Source organism: Micromonospora sp. NPDC023888, from assembly GCF_040639415.1.
Lineage (GTDB): Bacteria > Actinomycetota > Actinomycetes > Mycobacteriales > Micromonosporaceae > Micromonospora.
On record NZ_JBEZZW010000006.1, the window covers coordinates 129,522 to 153,723 of the forward strand.

A 24,202-nucleotide genomic window follows, 5' to 3' on the forward strand; every position below is an offset into this window, starting at 1 on the left:
TGGACTAGCGTGGCGTCGGTCTATCTGGGGAAGACCAGATTCCAACGGGGGAAGAGGCGTGCACGTGTCACTGTGGAAGAAGACTGCGGGGGTGGCGGTCGCGGCGCTCACGGCGTTTGCCGGGGCTGCCTGCGGCCCGCAGACCGGATCGACCGAGGCGCCGGACAAGCAGCCTTCCGTCCTGGAGTTGCTTGCCAGCGACCTCAAGGGGTCGCTGCAGAAGACGGTGGACACCACCACCAAGACCGACTCGGTGACCCTGACGATGAAGGGCACCATGGGCGGCGAGAAGATCTCGATGCAGGGTGTCCTGGACCTGGGTGACGCGGCCAAGGCCGAGATGACGATGACCGACCCGGAGGGCACCACTGTCACCGTCCGGATGATCGGCGCGGTGTTCTTCGTCGAGATTCCCGCGGAGGACCGCGCGAGTACGGGCGGGAAGCGCTGGATGAAGATGGACCTGACCGCGGTGGCCGGCGACAAGGCGGGCGCGGACTTCGCCAAGCAGTTCGAGGACATGGACCCGATCAAGCAGGTCAAGACGCTGCTCGCCATCGAGGGCACGACCGTGGTCGGGCAGGAGACGGTGAACGGGGCGGCGACCGTCCACTACACCGTCACCACGCCGGTGTCGGCCTACCTCGCGCAGATCGACTCCAAGATGCGGACGGCCAGCGAGCAGGCGCTCGCCGCGCAGGGCGTCAAGGAGCTCACGATCGACCTGTGGGTCGACGAGCAGTACCGGCCGCGTCGGGCGGGCATGGTCATGGGCAAGATGGGCGACATGGTCATCGACTACACCGACTACGGCAAGGCGGTGGCCGTCGAGACGCCGCCGGCGGCGGAGACCGCCGACCTGGCCGAGATGCTGAAGGGCCTGACCACCGGGACCTGACCAGCACGCGGATTGCTGCCCGGTCGGCGAGGAGACTCACCGGCCGGGCAGCGCCGTCTCGACGCGTGGTCGACACGGGGTCCGCTGATCGCCGGGTCAGGATGGCGCCCACGGACCGCTGATGAACTGGCCGTTTTCGCTGAACGGACTGACATTGGGCAGGCACCCGCCCAGGTCGATCGTCTGGGTCATCATGACCGGGCCCGGTTTGCCGCGCCCACCGCACTTCATGTGCGCGAAGCCGAGGAAGTGGCCGAACTCGTGGTTGATGACGCCGGCGTGGTACTCCTCGATGCTCACCGGGTATCCCGGTGAGCCCTGGAGCCAACGCCGCAAATTGATCATGATGGTCTTGCCGTACCGGCAGGAGTAGACCCCCTCGGTGTCGACACCACTCGCACCGCACAGCCGGTCCACCGTCCTGGGCGTGGCGAGGCGGACATCGACGTCGACACGTCCGGCGCCCACCCGCTGGAAGGACCACGACGCCCGGGTCAGGTTCACCGCGTCGTTGGTGACCGGGTGCTGCGCCGAATCGGCCCACCCGTTCGGTGCCGCCAACACCTGCTCGACGCTCTCGGCGAACCGGTCCGGCTTCCAGGCCGGGATGTCGCCCCAGGCGATCCCCTTCTCCACCGAGACGCTGTAGCGCACCCGCTTCTTGCCCTTACCGATCACGCGACCGTTGCCGGTGGCGGTGGTGAAGGCGCCGGCAGCCCTGGTGGGAATCTCCGCGTCGGTCGGGATCTCCGGACTCGGGCTGGCAGTCGGTGTATCGCTGGGGCGCGCGCCTGAGCGGGGGCCACTCGAACCAGAGCGCGGGACATCGGCCCGCCCGGAGGCTGGCGCTGGCGCGGTGCCACACCCGGCGGTCGCCAGCACCACCACCAACGAGATCGGCACGAGCAGCCGTCCGTTGATCCGCACGTCACAGCCTCCAGTTTCGATCACGGTCAGGTGAGGAACACCGGAAGGCTAGGTGACCAGGGGTAAGGGAAATATCAAGACGATCGGCATCGGCGCCCGGCCATAGGCTGGCGGAGCCGACAGGTTGCCTTATGGCCGTCGTTGCCCGACGCCGGGCCGTTTGCCGACCAACAAACCGGTGGCCGCCCGACTCGTGGCGGCGGTCGTTCCTTTGCCCTGCCCAACACCACGCCAAGGTGAGCTGGCCGGCCCAGTTCCCCACGGGTGCCGAGGTTGACGGCGACGCCGATCGGGATGGACGCCGCGCGGCTGTTCAAGCCGCCCACCGTCGCGGGACTGCGTGCCGCCTTCATCTCCTATAGCGTCCGCCCGACCACGCAAACGTGAACTCGTTGGCGCGATGCGAGTGCAGAGGTAGAACCCACCCGCCGCCGCTTCGACAACGCCGTCATACACGCACACGCCTACCTCACCCGGCTGGGATGACCGGCAGCAGCGCCGAGCTGGTCGGACAGCTCCTCGCCGTACGCGGAAAGCTCGACACCGCCGCCGTCACGGCGCTGCGCGCCCGGACCGACGCCGAGCAGGCACTGGCACACCTGACCGAAGTACAACGGGGAAGCAGTGACCAGCGGTTACGCGCGGCTGTTGCGGACGCCGAGGTGGCCCGCGACAAAGCCGGCCGCGCCCGTGATGATCGTGCTCGAACATCGAAGTAGTGGCCTCCTCGCAACGGGAGGCCACTACTTCATGGATCGAGCGCGATCATGGGAACGTGAGCTAGCTCGACGCGATGTCGTTGACGCAGCGCAGCACCGGACGAGCGACGAGAGCCGCCTCGTCCAACAAACCGTCGGCTCGCACGGTGAACGTGGCCGACTCGCCCGGCAGCAGCGTGACAAGCGCCGTGTCCACAGTGGCCGACGCGTCCAACCGGTCCGGGAAGAGGGTCAGGTCACGCAGCACCGTGCCGGCCGTCACCCGGACCCGCTGACCGCCGTCGAACGGCTCGACCGTCGCGTCCCAGGCCACCGAAGGCCACTCCACGTCCCGGTCCTCGGCGAAGAACCACAGGGCGCGCTCCGCGGTGCCACCCGCCTCCGCGACCAGCAACTCCCGTCCGGCCTGCTCCGGCCGCGCCAGCTCGGCCGCCAGCGCCAGCACCACCGAGGAGTACGGCGGGACGTCGAGGTCGACGGAGGTCTTCGCCCGTGGCTCGCCGTCGAGGGTCAGCCGGGTCACCGACGCCGAGGCCCGCCAGGTCGTGCCACCGTCGTTGACCGCGACGAGGGCCAGCCCACCGTCGCGGGGTTGCACGGTCAACAGCCGGTCGGCGTACGCGTGGCGCAGCGCGTACCAGAGGGGTTTGCGTCGGCCGTCGCCGTCGACGGCCGACCAGGAGGTGACCGGCCAGCAGTCGTTGAGCTGCCACACGATGGTGCCCGCGCAGATGCCCCGGTGGGAGCGGAAGTGCTCCACCCCGAGCTGGATGGCGCGGGCCTGGTTGAGCTGTGTCAGGTAGTGCCAGTCGTCGAAGTCGGCCGGTGCGGGCAGGTGGGCGTCCAGGCCCCGCTGGAGTTTGGCGTCGCCGTTCGCCGCCTTCTGGTGGTGTGCCATGCCCGGTGAGTCGTGCGCCAGGGGTTCGTCGCTCAGTGCCCGGCGCACTGTCGCGTACGCCGGTGGGGCCTGGTAGCCGAACTCGGCGACGAAGCGGGGCACGTACTCCCGGTACTTGGTGTAGTCGTCGGTGTTCCACACGTCCCAGATGTGGGTGGTGCCGTGCGCCGGGTCGTTCGGGTGGATCGCCTCGGTGCCCGACCAGGGGCTGCCCGGCCAGTACGGGCGGGTCGGGTCCAGTTCGGCGACGATCCGGGGCAGTACGTCGAGGTAGTAGCCGCGCCCCCAGGTGCGCCCGGCGAGGGCCGGCTGCCAGTCCCAGTCGTGCCAGCCCCAGATGTTCTCGTTGTTGCCGGTCCACAGCACCAGCGACGGGTGGGGCGTCAACCGGGTGACCTGCTCGGCGGCCTCGGCGGCCACCTCGCTGGCGAAGGGCTCCTCCTCCGGGTACGCGGCGCAGGCGAAGAGGAAGTCCTGCTGGACGAGGAGGCCGCGCTCGTCGGCGAGGTCGTAGAAGTCCGCCGACTCGTACCGGCCGCCACCCCAGACGCGCAGCAGGTTGACGTTGGCCTCGGCGGCCTGGTCGAACCGCTCGGCGAGTCGGTCGCGGGTGATCCGGGTGGGGAACGTGTCGTCCGGGATCCAGTTGACCCCGCGGACGAAGACCGGGACGTCGTTCACCGACAGTGTGAACGGGGTGCCGTGCTCGTCAGGGGTGGTGTCCAGTCGCACGGAGCGGAAGCCGATCCGGTGTGACCAGGTGTCGAGGGTGTCGCCGTCAGGCCCGTGCAGGGTCACCTCGGCGGGGTGGCGGGCCTGCTCGCCGTACCCCCGGGGCCACCAGAGCGCGGGCTCGCGGACGGTGACTGTCAGCACGGCCGTGCGCTGCCCGGCCGGGACGACGGTCTCGGCGTGGGCGCCGGCGACGACGGCCCGGACGGTCAGCGGAACGTCCGCGACCCGCTCGATGTCGACGTGCAGCTCGACCCGGCCGTCGCGGCCGTCCATCGTGACAAGTGGACGGACGGTGTCCAGCCGGGCGGTGGACCAGGCGTGCAGGCTGATCTCCTGCCAGATGCCGGCGGTGACCAGGGTCGGCCCCCAGTCCCACCCGAAGTTGCAGGCCATCTTGCGGATGAAGTGGAACGGCTCCGGGTAGGCGTTGGGACGGTCGCCGAGCCGCTCGCGCTGCGCCTCGGCGTAGCGGTACGCGGAGTCGAACGCCACGGCCAGGTCGTTGTCGCCGTCGCGTAGCAGCGCACCGACGTCGAACCGGTAGCCCCGGTGCATGTTGGCGGTGCGGCCGACCTCGACGCCGTTGACGGTGAGCGTGGCGACGGTGTCCAGGCCGGCGCAGACCAGGTCCACCCGGTCGTGGTCGCCGACGGGGCGCCGGAAGCTCGTCCGGTAGTGCCAGTCGGTGCGCCCGATCCAGGCCAGGGCAAGCTCGTTGTCGTCGAGGTAGGGATCGTCGATCAACCCGGCGTCGAGCAGGTCGGTATGCACGCAACCGGGCACGGTCGCGTGCACGGCCCGCCCGGCGATGTCGGCGGGCACCTGCGCTCCGGATGCCGCCCGCAGGGTCCAACCGTCGTAGAGTGCCTGTCGGCTCAACTCCGCACCGCACCTTCTGCATCGAAAGACGCCTACTGAACCGGATAAGCTGAGCCACCGTACGGTCCGGAATTCGGACTGTCAACGGCCAGACAGCGAAGGAGCGCGCCGGTGAAGCGGCCGACAATCGCCGACGTCGCCCGGCACGCCGGGGTGTCCAAGGGCGCCGTGTCGTACGCGTTGAACGGGCAGCCCGGGGTCTCCGAGGCCACCCGGCAGCGCATCCTGGCCATCGCCGCCGAGATCGGGTTCAGCCCGAGCAGCGCCGCCCGCGCCCTCTCCGCCGCCGCCTCCGGCGCGGTCGGCCTGGCCCTGTGCCGACCGGCCCGGATCCTCGGCATCGAGCCGTTCTTCATGGCACTGATCAGTGGCGTCGAGGCCGAGTTGTCCGCCCGCTCGTACGCGCTGACCCTCCAGGTGGTGGCCGATCCGGACGCCGAGATCGCGGTCTACCGGCGCTGGTGGGGCGAACGTCGGGTGGACGGGGTGCTGGTCTGCGACCTGCGCACCGACGACCGTCGCATCCCCGCCCTGGAGCAGCTCCAACTGCCCGCGGTGGTGATCGGCGGCCCCGGTGGCACGGGTGCGCTCGCCAGCCTCTGGTCCGACGACGCGGCAGCGTTGACCGAGACGGTGGAATACCTGGTCGCGCTCGGGCACCGGCGGATCGCCCGGGTCGCCGGCCTGCCCGACCTGCGGCACACCGAGATCCGCACCGACGCGTTCGCGACGGTGTGCCAACGGCTCGACCTCGTCGACGCGGTCACCGTCTGGTCCGACTACACCGGTGAGGAGGGTGGGCGGGCCACCCGCCGGCTGCTCAGCTCCGCCCAGCGGCCCACCGCTGTCATCTACGACAACGACGTGATGGCCATCGCCGGGCTCTCCGTCGCCCAGGAGATGGGGCTCACCGTTCCCGCCGATCTGTCCATCGTGGCCTGGGACGACTCGCCGCTGTGCCGGCTGGTGCACCCGCCGCTGACCGCGCTGGGCCGGGACATCCCGGCGTACGGCGCGCACGCCGCCAAGCAACTGCTCGCCGTCATCGGCGGGGAGCCGGTGAGCCGGGTGCAGGACGAGACACCGCACCTGACTCCGCGCGGCAGCACCGCACCGCCCCGAGGGAGATGAACCGGTTCAGCGAGATGCTGAGGGGAACTCCTCGAAGTACGCCTCGACCCGTTCGGCCGTCGCCGGGCGGGCTAACGCGAACCCCTGCCCGTACCGGCAGCCGCCCCGGCGAGCCACCTCGACCTGCGTCGACGACTCCAACTCCTCGGCGACGATCTCGACGCCCAGCCGCTCACCCACGTTGACCACCACGTCGATAAGCGGTGGCTGCCCGTCCGGCCGTGCGCCCACCAACTCCGGACCCACCTTGAGCAGGTCGATCGGCAGCCGGCGGAGCTGGGCCAGCGAGGCGTGCTCGGCCCGGAAGTCGTCCAACGCGGTGCGTACGCCGAGCGACCGCAGCCCGGCCAACCGGGCCACCACGGTCGACAGGTCACCCGCCACCCTCGGCTCGCTCACCTCCACCACCAGCCGCTCCGGTGGCACCCCGTACGCGGCCAGCACGGCCGCCGCCCGCTGCACGAAGTCGGGGGTCGTCAGCTCCCGGGTCGTGACGTTCACCGCCATCCACAACTCCCGGACGCCCACCGACCAGTCGGACAACTGCCGGCAGGCCCGGTCCAGCACCCACCACTCCAACTCGCCGACCAGGTCCAGGTCCTCGGCGACCGGCAGCAGCTCGGCCGGAAGCACAGTGCCGAGCACCGGGCTCCGCCACCGCAGCAGCGCCTCCGCACCCACCGGTTGCCCGTCGGTCAGGTCGACCACCGGCTGGTAGACGAGATCCAACTCGCCCCGGGCCACCGCACCGGGCAGTTCACGTTCCAGGTCGAGGCGGCGTACCAGTTGTTCCTCAAGGAACGCGTCATACCACTCGACCCGGTCCCGGCCCAGTTGCACGGCCCGCCGTCGAGCCAGTTCGGCCTGACGCAGCACGTCCGCCGGCCGGTCACCGCCCACCTCGGCCAGCCCGATGCTCGTCTGCGCCCGCACCACCGAACCGGCCAACTGGTAGGGCGGGGCGAGCGCGGCCAGCAGCCGGGTGCCCAGCGCGTACGCCAGCACCGGGCCGGCGGCGGTGACCACGGCGAAGCCGGCACCCGTGCGGCCGGTGACCAGGTCGTCGGAAGCGATGACGGCGCGGACCCGGTGCACCGCCTCGGCCAGCACGTCCTCCCGGGCGGTCGGGCCGATCCCGTCGGTGACGTGCAGGTCCACCAGCAGCAGCGCGCCGGACGGCGCCGGCACGTCACCGATCGCGGCGAGGGCGTCCAGCAGGGCTGCCCGGTCACCGGGCGGACCACCTCCCGCCGGAACGGGCCGCCGGCTCAGCGCCGACCAGCCGGCGCCATCCTCGGGTGACCAGGTCGAGCCGACGCCGTTCCCGGTGACCGGGCCGGCGGGGTCGCGGTTGTCGTGCGTGGGCTCCGCGGCCGGAAGATCACCCAGCCACCGTGGCGGGGCCGCGTGGCGGTGCCGCACCGGGCCGCCGGCGGGTCGACGATGTGCGGCGGGTCGCGCCGAGGCGGGCGCGTCACCGGCGCGCAGCAGCTCCCGCAGCACCAGGGGCGGCACCGCCGCCAGGGCCAGGAACACGCTCGTCCGGTCCGGTGCGTGGCCGGAACCCAGGTGCGGACCCGTCGCCAGCAGCAGCACCGCGGCGGGGAGCACCGACCGGGGCCAGGCCGAGGGGACCGGCTCCGCCGGCTCGACGTCGCAGGCGTCCGCCGCTTCTACCGCACCGACCGCGACGAGCAGCAAACCGAGCACCAGCGGGGGTACGGCCAGCAGGGTCACCCGCCCGGTCGGCGCGGACGGCAGCGTGGCGAGCAGCACCAGCCCGCCCAGGGTGAGCAGGACACCGCCCCGGCAGACCGCCGTCGGAAAACGTCGCCGCGGCCCCGCGAACGCGGTGAGCGCGGCCATGCCCAGCCCACCGAGCGCCAACGCGGCCACCAACCGCACCGGAACCGACAGGCCGGCACGGGGCAGCAGCAGCCAGCCGGCAAGGGCCAACCCGACGGCCGGGCCGGTCGACTCGACAAGCCAGCGCAGCTTGACCCCGGCGGCCGGCCGCGTCCGGCCGGGAAGCCGGCACAGCCCGGCCCCGGCGAGGGCCGCCACGACAAGTGACCCGACAAGCACGGCGACCGTGTGCCCGCCACCGCCAAGCGGCAGTACGACGGCGGTCAGACCGGCCGCCACCACCGCCGCGTCGAGCAGCACACCAGCCGTCCGTGGCGACGGGTCGACGCGACGCGAGACGGCCAGCCGGGAGAGCCGCACCCCGGCGAGCGTGGCGCCGGCGCCGGCTGCCAGCGCGATCACCACCGGAGGCGACACCAGGTCGAGGACACCGGCGAAGAGAAGCAACGCCACCGCCGTGGACGTGGCGGTCTCCAGTGCCCAGCGGGGGACGAGGACGCGGAACGGGTACGCGAGGAGCACGGCGGTCGCCTTCGTGAGGGGGCACGGGGCGGTACGACGGTGCGGGACACCGGCCATTCCTGGTCCGTTGTCCAACAATTGTGAACGATCGGCGGCCGAATCGGTTACGTGTCGGTCACCCAGAGGAGACAACGACCCGTGTCACTGTACGACGTACCACCCCCTCGGCACCGCCCGCCGCCAGCCGGACCGGCCGGGAGTGGGATCATCAGAGGGTGAGTAAGCCCGACACGGTCCGCTTCCGACACAACCAAGCCATCCTGGTCGCCTCGGTCATCGCCTTCATCGGTGCCCTGCCACTCGCCAACGCCCAGGTCTACCTGCTACCGGTGCTGCTCGTTCCGCTCGCCGTCGGGGTGTGGGCCTGGCGGGCCGGCACCGACGCCGACGCGCGGGAACTACGCGTACGGGCGCTGGTCGGGCAACGCCGCCTCGGCTGGGACCGGGTCGTCGAGCTGACCTCCGACAAGCGCGGGCGAGCGGTCGCCCGGCTCGACGACGGCCAGCAGGTCACCCTGCCGGCCGTCCGGGGCGTGGACCTGCCCCGGCTGATCTCGGCCACCGGTCAGACACTGCCGCACGCCGGCTGAGGTGTGTCAGGTCAGTAGCCGTCGACGACCTCGTTGATCAGCGGCTGCCCGGCGGCGAACCGGCGAACCTGGTCACCGACCAGTCGGTAGGCCCGCGGCAGCAGACCGCGCACCGACCCGGCCACGTGCGGGGTGAGCAGCACGTTCGGCATCGACCAGAGCGGAGAGTCGGCGGGCAGCGGCTCCGGGTCGGTGACGTCCAGCGCGGCCGAGATCCGGCCGGTGCCCAACTCGGCGACGAGTGCCTCGGTGTGTGCCACCGGCCCCCGGGCGGCGTTGACGAGCAGCGCCCCGTCCGGCATCGCGGCCAGAAAGTCCTTGTCGATCAGGCCACGCGTCTGGTCGGTGAGCGGCACCAGCACCACCACCACGTCCGCCTCGGGCAGCAGCCGGGGCAACTCCTCGACGGCGTGCACCCCCTGCTCCGGGCGGGCCGTCCTGGCGACCAGGGTGAAGCTCACCTCGAAGGGGGCGAGCCGGTCACGCACGGCGGTGCCGATCGAACCGGCGCCGATGATGAGCACCCGCTTGCCGGTCAGCTCGTCGGTCGGGGTGTTCCCCTGGTACGCCCAGCGCCGTTCGGCCTGGGCACGGACGAACACCGGGAACGCCCGCAACTGGGTGAGGATCGCGGTGACGACCCACTCGGCGGTGGACGGGTCGTGCACGCCCCGGGCGTCGCACAGGGTCACGCCCGGCGGCGTCCGGCCGGCCCAGGCGTCCGCCCCGGCGGAGAGCAACTGCACCACCGCCAGGTCGGGCAGCTCACGCAGCAGCGCCGTCGCGTCGGTGCCGGTCAGGAACGGTGGCACCCAGACGCGGACGTCGGCGACCTCCGAGGGCAGTCGGTCGGCGTGCTCCAGGACCTCCACCGTCACATCCGGGGGCAGCTCGCCCATCAGGTTCAGGCCGGCCTGGTTCGGGATCCATACCTTCACGTCAGCCGACGATAGTCCCCGCCGCCGCGGCCGGGGCGGGCGCGGGCGCGAACCGGCGTCCCGGGGGATGGCGCGCGGGGCCGGGGCGGGCGAGACTCAGCACACCGATGTTCGACCCGGGCCTGGACGAGGTATAACGAAGGGTCGGAGGGCCGGTCGGCCTCCGCCCCAGCAGACAGGTGCTCGATGACCGACGGCTCCCCCGGCACCGCCCGGCGTCCAATCGCCTCCCCTGCCGCGTTGGGCGACCCGGAGCGGCTGCGCGCGCTCACCGAGACGGGGCTGGACGCCGTACCGGACGAGGCGTTCGACAGGTTCGCCCGCCTGGTGAGCGACCTGCTCGACGTGCCGGTCGCGCTGGTCTCCCTGGTCTCCGCCGACCGGCAGTTCTTTCCGGGCGCGTTCGGGTTGCCGGAGCCGTGGTCGGAGCGCCGGCAGACCCCGTTGAGCCACTCGTTCTGCCAGCACGTGGTGGACATCGAGGTGCCGATGGTGTTGCCGGACGCCCGGCTCTACCCCCGCGTTCGGGACAATCTGGCCATCGACGACCTCGGCGTGGTCGCGTACGCCGGGATGCCGCTGACCGACCTCTCCGGCCGGGTCCTCGGTTCGCTCTGCGCCATCGACAGCAAGCCCCGCGCGTGGACCGCCGCGCAGCTACGGACCCTGGCCGACCTGGCTGCCGCCTGCTCGTCGGAGCTGCGACTGCGCATCGCGCTGGACGGCGCGCAGGAGGCACGGCGGCGGATCGTGCAGGCACACGAGCGGCTGGAACTGCTGGCCGGCGTGAGCGAGACGCTCGCCGGCACCCTGGACGTGGGCACCGCGCTGCGCCGGCTCGCCGCCGCCATGGTGCCGCTGCTCGCCGACTGGTGCCTGCTCACCCTGATCGGCCCGACCGGCGTGCCCCGCGAGGTGGTCTCGGTGCACCGCGACCCGGCCCGGACGGCGGACATCGAACGCTTCGGTGAGTTGCTGCGCACCGGGCTGAGCCCGGACTCGTCCATCCGGGCGGTGCTCCGGACCGGTCAGCCCCGGCTCGGCCGCATCGCGTCGCTTGCCGACGTGACGAGGGGCACCATCGATCCGGAGATGACGTCGATCGCCGCCCGCCTGGGCATCGCGTCCTACCTGAGCGTGCCGGTACGGGGCGTCGGCGGCACCGTGCTGGGCGCGATCACCCTGGTCAACGACGCCAAGCGGCAGCAGTTCGACGACCGGGACCTGCTCACCGCTGTCGAGATCGGCCGCAGAGCCGGCCAGGCCGTCGGCAACAGCTCGATGTACGGCGAGCAGCGACACGTCGCCGAGGTCCTGCAACACAGCATGCTGCCGCGACTGCCGGTCGTGCGGGAGCTGGAGTTGGCGGCCCGCTACCAGCCGGCGGCCGACCGGGTGGAGGTGGGCGGTGACTGGTACGACGCGTTCATCCAGCCCGACGGCGATCTGATCGCGGCGATCGGCGACGTGGCCGGGCACGACATCGAGGCGGCGGCGACCATGGGCCAGCTCCGCAACCTGGTGCGGGGCAACGCCTTCGGCCGGCCGGACACGGTCGGGGCGCTGCTGAGCAACCTGGACGCCGCGATCCGCGGCCTGCGGCTGCCGATCGCCGCCACCGCGACGCTGGTCCGGATCTGTCCACAGGACGCCGGCGCCCACGAGGTGACCTGGTCCAACGCCGGGCACCCGCCGGCCCTGGTGGTCCGCGTCGGCGGGGCGGTCGAGCTTCTCGAGGCCACACCGGAGCCACTGCTCGGCCTGGCCCGGCCGTCGACGCGGACCAGCCAGTCGACGAGCCTGTCCACCGGCGACACCCTGCTGCTGTACACCGACGGGCTGATCGAGCGGCGCGACCGATCCATCGACGAGGGGTTGGCCGAGCTGGTGGTCCGGCTGACCGGCACCGACACGCTGCCCCTCGACAAGCTGTGCGACCTGCTGCTCGCCTCGATCCGCCACCGTGAGGACGACACCGCGCTGCTGGCCGTACGGGCACGGTGAACGGTGCACCGGCCGGGGCCGCCGGCACCCATCGGACTCGACCGGGCCGTCCGGCGGGCTACCCTGGGCCGGGTGAGAGCCCGTCCCCCGTACCCTCGCGTCCGTAGCCTCCGGGTGGCCCTCGCGGCGTCCTGCGCGGCACTGCTGCTCAGCGCGGGTTGCAGCTTCGGCGAACCGGAGCCCGACCCGGCCGGCGAACCGCCCAACCTGCCCACCCCGTCCACGTCGGCGAGCCCCGGTGGCGCCGGCCAGCAGGCGGTGGCGACGGTCCTCGCGAAGGGTCTGCGGGTGCCCTGGGCCATCGCCTTCCTGCCCGACGGGGGCGCGCTGGTCACCGAACGGGACAGCGGTCGGATCCTCCAGGCCGGCCCCGAGTCCGGGCCGGACGGGCTGCGGGTCCGCCCGGTGCAGACGATCGCCGACGTGGCCGCGGCCGGCGAGGGCGGCCTGCTCGGCATCGCCGTCTCCCCCGACTACGCCAAGGACCGGACGGTCTTCGTCTACTACACCGCCGAGCGGGACAACCGGGTCGCCCGGCTGCAACTCGGTGGGCAGCCCACCCCGATCCTCACCGGCATCCCCAAGGCCAACGTGCACAACGGCGGCGGGTTGGGCTTCGGCCCGGACGGGCAGCTCTACGTCAGCACCGGTGACGCCGGTCAGCGCCCCCTCTCCCAGGACGTGAAGAGCCTCGGCGGCAAGATCCTCCGGATCACCCGGGACGGCAAGCCCGCCGCGGGCAACCCGTACCCCGGGTCCCCGGTCTGGTCCCAGGGTCACCGCAACGTCCAGGGCTTCGCCTGGGACGCCGCCAAGCGGATGTACGCCGTCGAGTTCGGCCAGAACACCTGGGACGAGATCAACCAGATCACCAAGGGCGGCAACTACGGCTGGCCGGAGGTCGAGGGGCGGGCCGGCGACCGGCGGTTCACCGACCCGATCACGCAGTGGGCGACCGAGGACGCGTCCTGCTCGGGTCTGGCCGCCACGGACCGCCTGCTGGTCACCGGCTGCCTACGCGGCAAACGCCTCTGGGTGATGGAGCTGACCGACACCGGCACGCTGCTCGGCCAGCCCAGTGAGCTGCTCACCAACCGGTACGGCCGACTCCGCGCGGTGGCCGCCGCACCCGACGGTTCACTCTGGGTGAGCACCTCCAACCACGACGGGCGGGGCAACCCGGCCGGCGACGACGACCGGCTCCTGCGGGTGGTCTTCGCCGGCGGCGACGGCGGCCGTAGCTGACCTTCGTCACCATCCGTTCAGGTTTACCAAGATCTTCCGACGGGCAGGTCAGAATTTCAGCATGGACGGGCAGCGCGACGAGCAACACGACGACGCCGGTGACCGGGACGTCCCGGTGACCGACGGCGATTCGCCGCGCCCGAGGCGCTCGCTTGTCGGCCCCGCCGGGCCGCTGCGCCGCATCGGGCTGGTCGTCGCCGTCCTCGCCGTGGCCCTGGCCGGGGCCGTGCTCGGGGTGCTGGCCGGCGGTCAGGTGGACACCGACATCGGGCCGTTCCGCGCCAACCTGAGCATCTCCCCCGCCCGGGACGGCGGCACCACCGTCGACATCCCGCCGCTCGGCGCGCTGCTGCTCGACAGCCACGACGGGCCGACCCACCTCACCGTGCGGCTGGGCGCACTCGACCAGGGACGCACCGAGGCGCTCATCGACGACCCGGCCAGCATCAGCCGGGCCAGCCAGAGCGCCGTGGAGGACGTCCGCTCCGGGGTGATGCGGCTCGGCCTGCGGGCCCTCGGGGCGTCGGTGCTCGTCACCCTGCTCCTGGCCGGGCTGATCTTCCGTAACGTCCGACGGACCGCCTGGGCGGGTGGGCTCGCGCTGCTGGTCACCGCCGGAAGCCTCGGCACGGCGGCGGCCACCGTACGTCCCCAGGCGATCGAGGAGCCACGCTACGAGGGGTTGCTTGTCAACGCACCAGCCATCGTCGGCGACGCGCGCCGGATCGCCAACGACTACACGAAGTACGCCGAGCAACTGCAACGCCTGGTCGGCAACGTCAGCCAGCTCTACACCACCGTCTCGGCGCTGCCGCTGTTGGAGCCGACCCCGGGCACCACGCGGGTGCTGCACGTCTCCGACATGCACCTCAACCCGACCGGCTGGCAACTGATCCGGACGGTGGTGGAGCAGTTCGGCATCGACGTGGTGATCGACACCGGCGACATCACCGACTGGGGCAGTGAGCCGGAGGCGTCCTTCGTCGGCTCGATCAGCCTGCTCAAGAAGCCGTACGTCTTCATCCGGGGCAACCACGACTCCGGCAAGACCGCCGCCGCCGTCGCCCGCCAGCCGAACGCGATCGTGTTGAACAACTCGACGACGACAGTCGCCGGGCTGACCATCGCCGGCATCGGCGACCCCCGGTTCACCCCGGACAAGAACACCTCACCCGCCGGCAGTGGCCTGACCCAGCAGGTCGCCGACCAGGTGATCGGCGCGGGCGAGCAGCTCGCGACAACGGTGCGCCGCTCACCCCAGCCGGTGAACATCGCCCTGGTGCACGACCCGGCGTCGGCCGGGCCGCTCGCCGGCACCTGCCCGCTGGTGCTGGCCGGGCACACCCACGCGCGGCAGGTGTCCCGGTTGCCCCAGGCGCCCGGTCAGCAGCCCACCGCACTGATGGTCGAGGGCTCCACCGGCGGCGCCGGCCTGCGCGGCCTGGAGGGCGAGAAACCCACTCCGCTGACGATGACGGTGCTCTACTTCGACCAGCAGAAGATGCTCCAGGCGTACGACGACATCACCGTGGGCGGCACCGGCCAGTCCCAGGTCAACCTGGAGCGGCACGTGGTGGCCGATCCGGCGCAGGGCACGCAGGCGTCGGTCACCCCGACACCTAACGGCGGCGCGCCGGAGTCGCCCGACCCCCTACAGAGCCCGACCCCGTCCCCGACCAGCTGATCCTGGCCCTACGGTGCCGGCTCCGCACCACGGGCCAGCGCGGCCGGGTCAGCGCAGGGCGATGGCGGCCAGGGCGGCGTTGACGATGCTGCCGGGCAGCAGGTCGTGCAGGTCGTACAGCTCCGCGACGCTGCCGGACTGGCCGAACTCGTCCACGCCCAGCGGCACCGCCGGCGCGCCGACCGCCGAACCGAGCCAGGCCATCGCGTGCGACGCGGCGTCGTGCACTGTCACCACCGGCACCCGATCGGCGAACGCGGACCGCAGCGCGCCCGGCACGCTGGGCACCGTGGCCGTCCGCACGCCCTGGCGCAGGGTGCGCTGCCAGGCCCGGTAGAGCCGGTCGAGGCTCGTCACATCCACCACGTGCGCGGCGATGCCCTCGTCGGCCAGCTCCGCCGCGGCGGCCAGCACCTCGGGCAGCACCGCACCGGAGGCGGCCAACTGCACCACCGGGGCGTCGACCAGGTGGGGGTACGCCTGATGTGCGTCGACCAGCCGGTACGCCCCGGCGACCACCTGCCGGCGCAGCACCGCGTCGCCGAGCCGCGCCCGGGCCGCCTCGAACGGTGCCTGGTCCAGCGGTCGGGTGCTCAACCGGAAGTAGTACGCGCCGTCCTCGGCGGGCGCGGCGGTCGCCGCCGGGGTCGACCCACCGGCGATCTGCCCGAGCGCGTCGCAGAGCAGCCAGTCCAGGCTGGCCGCGTACGCCGGCTCGACGAAGGTCACCCCGGGCAGCTCCAGGCCCACCGACGCGGTGATGGTGGACTGGTGCGCGCCACCCTCCGGGGCCAGGGTGATGCCGGACGGGGTGCCGGCCACCACGAACCGGGAGCCCGAGTAGGTGCCGTAGAGGAACGCGTCGAGGCCGCGCAGCACGAACGGGTCGTAGACCGTGCCCACCGGCAGCAGCGGCTGCCCGGACAGGTCCCAGGAGAGGCCGAGCTGACCGAGCAGCAGGAACAGGTTCATCTCCGAGATGCCCAGCTCGATGTGCTGCCCGGCGGGGCTCTCGGTCCAGCGCAGCATCCGGTCCTCGGTCCAGGAACGCTGCTCGGTGGGGGCGAACACCCCGGTCTTGTTGATGAACCCGGCCAGGTTGGTGGAGGTGGCCACGTCCGGGGCGGTGGTCACCAGGTAGCGGCCCACCTCCCGGTGCCGCGCCAGGTCCACGAGCACCCGACCGAAGACCTCCTGCGTGGAGATCGGCTTGGTTGCGCGTACTCCGGTGCTCTCCGGGACGGTGACCCCCAGCGCGCGCTCGCGGGGCGCGCGGGACAGCGCCTCCCGGCGGGCGCCGGCCCGGATGCCGGCCGGTGACGCCGGGTCGAGGCGGTCCCACTCGGTCTCGGCGGTCAACCCCTGCGCGGCCCGCAGGGCGTCGACCTGATCCGAGCTGAGCAGCGCGGAATGGTTGCGCGGGTTGCCGGCGATGGGCAGACCCCAACCCTTCACCGTGTACGCGAAGACGACGCTGGGCCGGTCGGTGACCGCGTCGCACTGGGCGTACGCGTCGAGCATCGCGGACAGGTCGTGCCCACCCAGATCGGTGACGAGCGGGCTCAACTCCTCGTCGCTGACGTGGGCGATCAACTCGTCGATGCCGGCCGGCGCGCCGTCGAGGAACTGCTTACGCAGCACCGGGCCGGTCAACCCGAACAGCGACTGGTACTGCTCGTTGGGCATGGCGTCGATCCAGTCGCGCAGCGCCTCGCCGCCCGGCCGGGCGTACGCCTCGGCGAGCCGACGGCCGTACTTGACCTCCACGACGTGCCAGCCGGCCGCCTCGAACTGGCCGCGCCACTGGTTGATCCGGATGCCCGGCACCACCCGGTCCAGCGACTGCCGGTTGAAGTCGACAAGCCACATGACGTTGCCCAGCCCGGTGGTGGCGGGGTCGGCGACCGCCTCCCAGATGTTGCCCTCGTCCAGCTCGGCGTCGCCGATGAGCGCCACGAACCGGGAGTGCGGCCGGGCCCCGAAGTGCGCGTCGACGTACCGCCGGGTGGCGGCGGCGAAGAGCGGCGCCGCCGCGCCCAGCCCCACCGACCCGGTGGAGAAGTCCACAGCGTCCGGGTCCTTGGTCCGCGACGGGTACGACTGGAGGCCGCCGCGGGCCCGCAGCCGGGGCAGGTAGGAGCGGTCCAGGTTGCCGAGCAGGTACTGGATGGCGTGAAACACCGGGGACGCGTGCGGCTTCACAGCGACCCGGTCCTCGGCGTCCAGGTGCGCGAACCACAGCGCGGTCATGGCCGTGACCAGGGAGGCGCTTGACGCCTGGTGACCGCCGACCTTCACCCCGTCGCCGGTGGCCCGGTCGTGGTTGGCGGCGTCCACGATCCGGGTGGCGAGCCAGAGCACCCGCCGCTGGATCTCGTCGAGGACATCGAGGTCGTGCTGGGTCACGGTGGCTCCATTCGGGCGTCGCCGTTGACGCCCTCGCGAGGGGTGTGGATCGCGCCGCCCAGGGCGGCAGAGGGGTGACGGGCCGGTCAGCCCTGGACGCCGAGGCGCTCCAGGATCAGCTCACGCAGGGTCTTCGCGTCGGCCTGGCCCCGGGTGGTCTTCATGACCGCGCCGACAAGCGCGCCGACCGCGGCGACCTTGCCGCTGCGGATCTTGTCGGCGATGGCGGGGTTCGCGGCGATCGCCTCGTCCACGGCGGCGGTCAGCGCGCCGGTGTCCGACACGACCTCCAGGCCCCGGTTGGTCATGATCTCGGTGGGCGAGCCCTCACCGTCGACAACGCCCTCCAGCACCGTGCGGGCCATCTTGTCGTTGAGCTTGCCGGCGTCGACCAGCCCCTGAAGCTCGGCGACCTGGGCGGGGGTGGCACCGATCTGGGCCAGCTCCACGCCGCTCTCGTTGGCCCGGCGGGACAGCTCACCCAGCCACCACTTGCGGGCCGCCGCCGGGGTGGTGCCCGCCGCCACGGTGGCCTCGATCAGCTCGACCGCGCCGGCGTTCAGCACCGACTGCATGTCCAGGTCGGAGAGGCCCCACTGCTCCTGGAGCCGACGCCGGTGCACCCGCGGCAGCTCCGGCAGCGCCGCCTTCAGCTCGGCGACCCAGGCCGGGTCCGGGGCGATCGGCACCAGGTCCGGCTCCGGGAAGTACCGGTAGTCCGTGGCCGTCTCCTTCGAGCGACCCGGGGTGGTGTCACCGGTGTCCTCGTGGAAGTGCCGGGTCTCCTGGGTGATCCGGCCGCCCGCGTCGAGCACCGACGCCTGCCGCAGCATCTCCGAACGGACCGCCCGCTCCACCGACCGCAGCGAGTTGACGTTCTTCGTCTCGGTGCGGGTGCCCCATTCCTGACCCGGCAGGTTGAGCGAGGTGTTCACGTCGCAGCGCAGCGAACCCTCCTCCATCCGCACGTCGGAGACCCCGAGGGTGCGGATCACGTCGCGCAGCTCCGTGACGTACGCCTTTGCCACGTCGGGGGCGAGCGCACCGGTGCCCGGGATCGGCTTGGTGACGATCTCCACCAACGGGATGCCGGCCCGGTTGTAGTCGACGAGCGACTCGGTCGCGCCGTGGATGCGGCCGGTGGCGCCACCGACGTGCAGCGTCTTGCCGGTGTCCTCCTCCAGGTGCACCCGCTCGATCTCGATCCGCACCGTCTCGCCGCCCACCTCGACGTCCAGGTAACCGTCGACGCAGATCGGCTCGTCGTACTGGCTGATCTGGAAGTTCTTCGGCATGTCGGGGTAGAAGTAGTTCTTCCGGGCGAACCGGCACCACTCGGCGATCGAGCAGTTCAACGCCAGGCCGATCCGGATGATCGCCTCGATGGCCGCCTTGTTGGCCACCGGCAACGAGCCGGGCAGGCCGAGGCACACCGGGCAGACCCGGGTGTTCGGCTCGCCACCGAAGTCGGTCGGGCAACCACAGAACATCTTGGTGTTCGTGCCCAGCTCGACGTGGGTCTCCAGGCCGATCACCGGTTCGTAGCGTGCAACGACCTCGTCGTACGCGGGCAGTGTCGTGGTCATGAGACGCTCCAGGCGCGATCCGGGACAGAACCTGTCCAGCCTAATGGGGTTGTCGGGCCGGGCGTCGCCCGGGTTTCCCGGGACACCGGCAGTGGCCGTGACCGGGTGTGTCCGCGCCGACACGGGGGTATCTGTCGACCATGACGAATACGGGGAATGATCGATCTCTCGACCAGCCCCGGCCGGGGCGACGGTACAACAACAGGCAGGTCCTGGTGGTGGTGCTGGCCGCGTGGGCGGTGGCGGCCGCGGTGGCCCTGATCGGCTGGCTTGCCGCAGGCGGCGAGCGCCAGCCGGACGACCTCCAGCTACTGGTGGTCCTGCTCGTCATTCCGGGCCTGATCGGGCTGGCCGTCGCCTGGGGGACGGGCAGGTTGACGGCCTGGCGTCAGCGCGACCGGGCCGGGCAGTGACACCGGCACGGCAGCCGACCGGCCCCGACGGACGGATCCGTCGGGGCCGGTCGCGACGGCGCTACAGCGCCGGCGGCGTGAACGTGCCGACCGCGGATTCCAACGCGGCGGCGACCCGGTACATCCGGTCGTCGGCCATCGTCGGAGCCATCACCTGCAGGCCGACGGGCAGCCCCTCGGAGAGCCCACACGGCACCGAGATGCCCGGCCCGCCGTACAGGTTGGTCGGGATCGTGTACAGGTCGGCCAGGTACATCTGGTACGGGTCGGCGGTGCGCGCGCCCAACGGGAACGCCACCGACGGGGTGGTCGGCGAGATCAACGCGTCGACCCGCTCGAACGCGGTGGTGAAGTCCCGGGTGATCAGCGTCCGGACCTTCTGCGCCTGCCCGTAGTACGCGTCGTAGTAACCCGACGACAGCGCGTACGTGCCGATCATGATGCGGCGCTTGACCTCCGGGCCGAAGCCGGCCTCGCGGGTCAGCGACATGACCTCCTCCAGCGACCGGTTGCCGTCGTCGCCGACCCGCAGGCCGAACCGGACGCCGTCGAACCGGGCAAGGTTGGAGGAGCACTCGCTCGGGGCGATCAGGTAGTACGCCGGCAGCGCGTACGCGAACGTCGGGCAGGAGATCTCCACGACCTCGGCGCCCATCTTGGTCAGCGCGTCCACCGACTCGCGGAACGCGGCCATCACGCCCGGCTCGGCGCCCTCGCCGACGAACTCGCTCACGATGCCGAGCCGCACACCGGTCAGGTCGCCGGTCGCGCCGAGCTTCGCCGCCGCCACCACGTCCGGCACCGGCTGGGGGATCGAGGTGGAGTCCCGTGGGTCGTGCCCACCCATCACCTGGTGCAGCAGGGCCGCGTCGAGCACCGTACGGGCACACGGGCCGGGGGTGTCGAGCGACGAGGAGAAGGCGACCAGCCCGTAGCGGGAGGTGCCGCCGTAGGTGGGCTTCGCGCCCACGGTGCCGGTGACCGCGCCGGGCTGGCGGATCGAGCCGCCGGTGTCCGAGCCGATCGCCAGCGGCGCCTCGTACGCGGCCAGCGCCGCGGCGCTGCCACCACCCGAGCCACCCGGGATCCGGTCCAGGTCCCACGGGTTGTGCGTCGGGCCGTACGCCGAGTATTCGGTGGAGGAGCCCATCGCGAACTCGTCCATGTTGGTCTTGCCGAGCATCACCGTGCCGGCCTCGCGCAGCCGCTGCACGATCGTCGCGTCGTACGGCGGGCGCCAGCCCTCCAGGATCTTGGAGCCGACGGTGGTCGGCACGCCCCGGGTGGCGAGCACGTCCTTCACCGCGACCGGCACACCCGCGAGCGGGCCCAGGTCCTCGCCGGCGGCGCGGCGCTCGTCCACCGCGCGGGCCGCGGCGAGCGCGCCGTCGGTGTCGACGTGCAGGAAGGCGTGCACCCGGTCGTCGACCGCGGCGATCCGGTCCAGGTGCGCCTGGGTCACCTCGACGGCGGAGGCCTCGCCCCCGGCGACCAAAGCGGCGATCTCCGTCGCAGTCATTCTGGTCAGGTCACTCATGCCGTCACTCCGCTTCGCTCCGCGACGCCATGAGGCACCACGGCGCTGCACTGCTGATTCGCTCGCTGCCGCTCGCTCATGAGGCCACATCCTCACTCAGGATCCGCGGTACGCGGAACCGCTGGTCCTCGGCGTCGGGCGCGCCCGACAGCGCTTCCTCCGGCGTCAGGCACGGCGTGACCACGTCCTCGCGGAAGATGTTGGTCAGCGGCACCGAGTGCGACGTCGGTGGGATGTCCGCGGCGGCGACCTCGCCGACCTGGGCGACCGCCTGGAGGATCACGTCGAGCTGACCGGCGAACGTGTCCAGCTCCTCCTCGGTGACGGCGAGCCGCGACAGGCGCGCCAGGTGCGCGACCTCCTCGCGGGAGATGGCGGCCATCCGTGCCCCCTTCTGATGTCCTGCTGGTCGGGCGGTGTGCCGGCCGCGCGACGACTGGAGCGTGACGCGCGGTGACCGGAGCGAGTCTATTGTTCCGCTCCGGTGTCGCGTCCCCGGACTCCCCCTCCGGCGGCCCTCGTGCCGGGTCAGCGGGTGGGTCGGCGCGCGACGTCCGGCTGCGGGTGCCCGCCGGTGGGGCGCACCGGCCGGTACCGGGCCAGCCAGGTGACCAGCTCCGCGGCGGGCATGGGTCGGGCGTAGAACCAGCCCTGCGCCGCGTCGCAACCGGCGGCGTGCAGCATCCGCCAGGTCCGCTCGTCCTCGACGCCCTCGGCCACCACCCGCAACCCCAGAGCGCCGGCCAACTCGATCATCGACCGGACGATCGCCGCGTCGTCGGCGTCGTCGGCCATCCCGAGTACGAACGACCGGTCCACCTTCACCTCGGACAGCGGCAACCTGCGCAGGTGCTGCAGTGACGAGTAGCCGGTGCCGAAGTCGTCGAGCGCGATGCCCACCCCGATGCGGTGCAGCCGGGAGATGGTCGCCAGCACCCGGCGCGGGTCGGCCATCAACGCACCCTCGGTGATCTCCACCTGTAGCCGTTCGGCGGGCACCCCGTATCGGGCCAGCCGGTCGGCGATCTGGTCGGCGATCTCGCCGGTGTGCAGGTCACGCACGCTCACGTTCAGCGCCGCGCGCAGGCCGATGCCGGCGGCCGACCACTTGGCGAGCTGCTCCACCACGTCGTCGACCACCCGCCGGGTGAGCAACCGCATCACGGCGCTCTGCTCGGCGACCCGGATGAGTTCCTCCGGGTCGACCATGCCCCGGCGCGGGTGTCGCCAGCGCAGCAGGGCCTCGACACCGACCACCTCGCCTGTCGCGATGGCGATCTGCGGCTGGTAGTACATGGTGATTTCCCCGGCGTCGTCGGCCGGTCCACCGTCCGCGTGCGCCCACCCGGTCGGTTCGAGTGGTCGCCCCGGTGAGTCCGGCCCGATGTCCCGCCGCGACCCGAGGCCGCCGTTGCCCAGCGCGGCCAGCGCGCTCCCGTTCGGCGACCGCCGGCTGTTTCCGAGCCGGGCGCGTCGCTCCCGACCCCGACCCGGCCGGTTGCCGGTGACCGCGGCACGGGTGTTGCGGCCCCGGATCGGGTCGGCACCGGTGGCAATCTGGTTGATCAGCTCGTCGGCGTGCGGCAGTTCGGCGTCGTCGCGCCGACGGCGTCCCCACCACCGGCCACCGGCCGGCGGTGCCGTCGCAATCGCCGGCGGCGGGTCCGCGGGTGGCGCGGCCTCGGCCGACGCCCCGGTGGGCAGCGCCGCCCCGTCACCGCCGCGCACCTCGGCCGCCGCGTCGAGGGGTACGCCTACCATCCGCGCCGTGCCGGCCACCTCACCCGGCACGCCGTCCCGGCCGTGCCCGGCACCCCGTTCGGCCTGCGCGGCCGCACCCTCAAGGTGGCGGTGACCGGCCGGCTCGGCGTCGAACGGCCCGTCGCCCGGCGGGCCGGACTCCAGCACCCGGCGCAGGTCGGCGAGGAGACCGAGACGCTCGGCGGAGTTGTGATCGGACTCGGGGGCGTAGACGGCCACCGTGTCGTTGCGGTGCTTGGCGTCGTACATCGCCACGTCGGCGTGGCGCATCAGAGTGGCGAAGTCCTCGCCATGCTCGGGAAAGAGGGCGATCCCGATCGACCCGCCCACGTCCAACGGAAGCCCGTCGAGCGGCACCGGCTCGGCCAGCGCCTGGACCACCTGGTCCGCCAACTCCCGCGCCTGACCGACGTCGGCCAGCCCGGTCATCACGATGGCGAACTCGTCGCCGCCGAGCCGGGCGATCATCTGCGGTCTGGGCCGCACGTCGGTGAGCCGCGCGCTCACCTCGACCAGCAGCCGGTCGCCCACTGCGTGCCCGAGGGCGTCGTTCACGTTCTTGAAGCGGTCCAGGTCGATCAGCAGCAGCGCCAACTGACCGTCGGGTTCCCCACGGGCCGTCCGCTCGGCATGCACGTGCACCTGCTCCGCCACCTCGGCCAGCAGGGCCTTGCGGTTGGGCAGGCCGGTAAGCGGGTCGGCGGCGGCGAGGTGCTGCTGTTCGACGGTCAGCCGCGCCATCCGGTAGACGGCGAACAGCGGCACCAGCACCAGCGGGATCAGCGCCGCGCTGACCCGTGCCGCCGCGACGAGCACCGGGGCGAGCAGCAGCAGGGAGCCGGTGGAGAGCAACTCGAAGCCGAGCCCCTGCCGCAGGGTGGGCCACCACCGGTCCCCGAAGCGCAGCCGCACCGCCCAACTGACCAACCCGTAGTTGACGACGAACCAGGCAAGGGTCGCGCCGCCGACGGCAGCCACGTCCGTCCAGTGCAACCGCCCGCCGGAGAAGATGGTGCCCGGCCCCAGCAGGAGCACCCCGTACCCGGCGGCGAGTGCACACGCGTACTGCCCGACGTTGAACGCCGTCCGCCACGGCGCGTGCCCCATCCTCCAGCCCGACACGACCACCCCCACCGCCTGCACCAGCACCGCCGGACCGAGGCCCCAGCCGAGCAGGATCGCGAAGGTGAAGCAGGTGGAGGGGAACACCGCCGAGGTCTGCCGGCGCCCCGGCGGGACGAACGGGCGGGCGTCGCAGACCACGGCGAGCGCGGCCATCGTCCAGAACGCCCCCGGCAGCCGGGACACCTCATCGGGGAGCGTCGCGAGTGGAACGGCGGCGGTCACCGCGGCCACCACCAGGATGCCGACGACGAAGGCAGCGAACGGTGCCACCCGCCCCGGGGGCAGCGAGTTGCGTGGGTCGGCGACCTCCACCACACCTCCCGACCGACCGTCGACGT

17 protein-coding genes are annotated in these 24,202 nt (G+C 72.4%); 8 read left to right on the plus strand and 9 right to left on the minus strand.

Annotation, left to right across the window (positions count from 1 at the left end):
* Positions 1 to 58: 58 nt before the first annotated feature.
* Positions 59 to 898: a hypothetical protein gene (locus AB0F61_RS07520; RefSeq protein WP_357804659.1), complete on the plus strand. Its 840-nt coding sequence runs from the start codon at positions 59 to 61 to the stop codon at positions 896 to 898.
* Between the two features lie 96 nt (positions 899 to 994).
* Here the strand turns inward: AB0F61_RS07520 and AB0F61_RS07525 are convergent, their stop codons facing one another.
* The gene (locus AB0F61_RS07525) at positions 995 to 1,825 is read right to left on the minus strand and encodes a DUF3152 domain-containing protein (RefSeq protein ID WP_357804664.1); all 831 of its coding nucleotides are present in this window, start codon (positions 1,823 to 1,825) and stop codon (positions 995 to 997) included.
* Positions 1,826 to 2,307: 482 nt separating this feature from the next.
* On the opposite strand from AB0F61_RS07525, the gene AB0F61_RS07530 reads away from it, so the two are divergent.
* Positions 2,308 to 2,544: a hypothetical protein gene (locus AB0F61_RS07530; protein ID WP_357804670.1), complete on the plus strand. Its 237-nt coding sequence runs from the start codon at positions 2,308 to 2,310 to the stop codon at positions 2,542 to 2,544.
* A gap of 61 nt (positions 2,545 to 2,605) precedes the next feature.
* Here AB0F61_RS07530 and AB0F61_RS07535 read toward each other — a convergent pair whose 3' ends face one another.
* Positions 2,606 to 5,056 (minus strand): glycoside hydrolase family 2 protein, encoded by a 2,451-nt coding sequence (locus AB0F61_RS07535; protein ID WP_357804675.1) that lies wholly within the window; start codon positions 5,054 to 5,056, stop codon positions 2,606 to 2,608.
* A 111-nt stretch (positions 5,057 to 5,167) separates the two neighbouring features.
* On the opposite strand from AB0F61_RS07535, the gene AB0F61_RS07540 reads away from it, so the two are divergent.
* Entirely contained in the window at positions 5,168 to 6,187 is a 1,020-nt protein-coding gene (locus tag AB0F61_RS07540; protein WP_357804681.1) for a LacI family DNA-binding transcriptional regulator, read from the plus strand.
* A 6-nt stretch (positions 6,188 to 6,193) separates the two neighbouring features.
* Here the strand turns inward: AB0F61_RS07540 and AB0F61_RS07545 are convergent, their stop codons facing one another.
* Positions 6,194 to 8,575: a GGDEF domain-containing phosphodiesterase gene (locus tag AB0F61_RS07545; protein WP_357804685.1), complete on the minus strand. Its 2,382-nt coding sequence runs from the start codon at positions 8,573 to 8,575 to the stop codon at positions 6,194 to 6,196.
* 215 nt (positions 8,576 to 8,790) lie between these two features.
* Here AB0F61_RS07545 and AB0F61_RS07550 point away from each other — a divergent pair, with 215 nt between their 5' ends.
* Positions 8,791 to 9,165 (plus strand): PH domain-containing protein, encoded by a 375-nt coding sequence (locus AB0F61_RS07550; RefSeq protein ID WP_357804690.1) that lies wholly within the window; start codon positions 8,791 to 8,793, stop codon positions 9,163 to 9,165.
* Between the two features lie 11 nt (positions 9,166 to 9,176).
* Here AB0F61_RS07550 and AB0F61_RS07555 read toward each other — a convergent pair whose 3' ends face one another.
* A complete protein-coding gene (locus tag AB0F61_RS07555) occupies positions 9,177 to 10,103 on the minus strand; it encodes a 2-hydroxyacid dehydrogenase (protein WP_357804695.1) in 927 nt (308 codons plus the stop codon).
* Positions 10,104 to 10,289: 186 nt separating this feature from the next.
* Here AB0F61_RS07555 and AB0F61_RS07560 point away from each other — a divergent pair, with 186 nt between their 5' ends.
* The 3 genes from AB0F61_RS07560 (at position 10,290) to AB0F61_RS07570 (ending at position 15,036) form a co-directional block, all read left to right on the plus strand.
* On the plus strand, positions 10,290 to 12,107 hold the full coding sequence (locus AB0F61_RS07560; protein WP_357804701.1) for a SpoIIE family protein phosphatase: 1,818 nt from the start codon (positions 10,290 to 10,292) through the stop codon (positions 12,105 to 12,107).
* A gap of 72 nt (positions 12,108 to 12,179) precedes the next feature.
* Positions 12,180 to 13,352, plus strand: a complete 1,173-nt coding sequence (locus AB0F61_RS07565) for a PQQ-dependent sugar dehydrogenase (RefSeq protein WP_357804706.1) — start codon at positions 12,180 to 12,182, stop codon at positions 13,350 to 13,352.
* A gap of 61 nt (positions 13,353 to 13,413) precedes the next feature.
* Positions 13,414 to 15,036, plus strand: a complete 1,623-nt coding sequence (locus AB0F61_RS07570) for a metallophosphoesterase (RefSeq protein WP_357804710.1) — start codon at positions 13,414 to 13,416, stop codon at positions 15,034 to 15,036.
* Between the two features lie 48 nt (positions 15,037 to 15,084).
* Here AB0F61_RS07570 and AB0F61_RS07575 read toward each other — a convergent pair whose 3' ends face one another.
* Positions 15,085 to 17,442: a pyruvate dehydrogenase gene (locus AB0F61_RS07575; protein ID WP_357804714.1), complete on the minus strand. Its 2,358-nt coding sequence runs from the start codon at positions 17,440 to 17,442 to the stop codon at positions 15,085 to 15,087.
* An 86-nt stretch (positions 17,443 to 17,528) separates the two neighbouring features.
* The gene (gatB, locus tag AB0F61_RS07580; RefSeq protein ID WP_357804718.1) at positions 17,529 to 19,028 is read right to left on the minus strand and encodes an Asp-tRNA(Asn)/Glu-tRNA(Gln) amidotransferase subunit GatB; all 1,500 of its coding nucleotides are present in this window, start codon (positions 19,026 to 19,028) and stop codon (positions 17,529 to 17,531) included.
* A gap of 140 nt (positions 19,029 to 19,168) precedes the next feature.
* Here gatB and AB0F61_RS07585 point away from each other — a divergent pair, with 140 nt between their 5' ends.
* Positions 19,169 to 19,441 (plus strand): hypothetical protein, encoded by a 273-nt coding sequence (locus AB0F61_RS07585; RefSeq protein WP_357804725.1) that lies wholly within the window; start codon positions 19,169 to 19,171, stop codon positions 19,439 to 19,441.
* Between the two features lie 61 nt (positions 19,442 to 19,502).
* On the opposite strand, the gene gatA is transcribed toward AB0F61_RS07585, so the two are convergent.
* The 3 genes from gatA to AB0F61_RS07600 form a co-directional block, all read right to left on the minus strand.
* The gene (gatA, locus tag AB0F61_RS07590; protein ID WP_357804730.1) at positions 19,503 to 20,978 is read right to left on the minus strand and encodes an Asp-tRNA(Asn)/Glu-tRNA(Gln) amidotransferase subunit GatA; all 1,476 of its coding nucleotides are present in this window, start codon (positions 20,976 to 20,978) and stop codon (positions 19,503 to 19,505) included.
* 76 nt (positions 20,979 to 21,054) lie between these two features.
* A complete protein-coding gene (gatC, locus tag AB0F61_RS07595; RefSeq protein WP_238657840.1) occupies positions 21,055 to 21,360 on the minus strand; it encodes an Asp-tRNA(Asn)/Glu-tRNA(Gln) amidotransferase subunit GatC in 306 nt (101 codons plus the stop codon).
* A gap of 146 nt (positions 21,361 to 21,506) precedes the next feature.
* On the minus strand, positions 21,507 to 24,176 hold the full coding sequence (locus AB0F61_RS07600; protein WP_357804738.1) for an EAL domain-containing protein: 2,670 nt from the start codon (positions 24,174 to 24,176) through the stop codon (positions 21,507 to 21,509).
* Positions 24,177 to 24,202 lie beyond the last annotated feature (26 nt).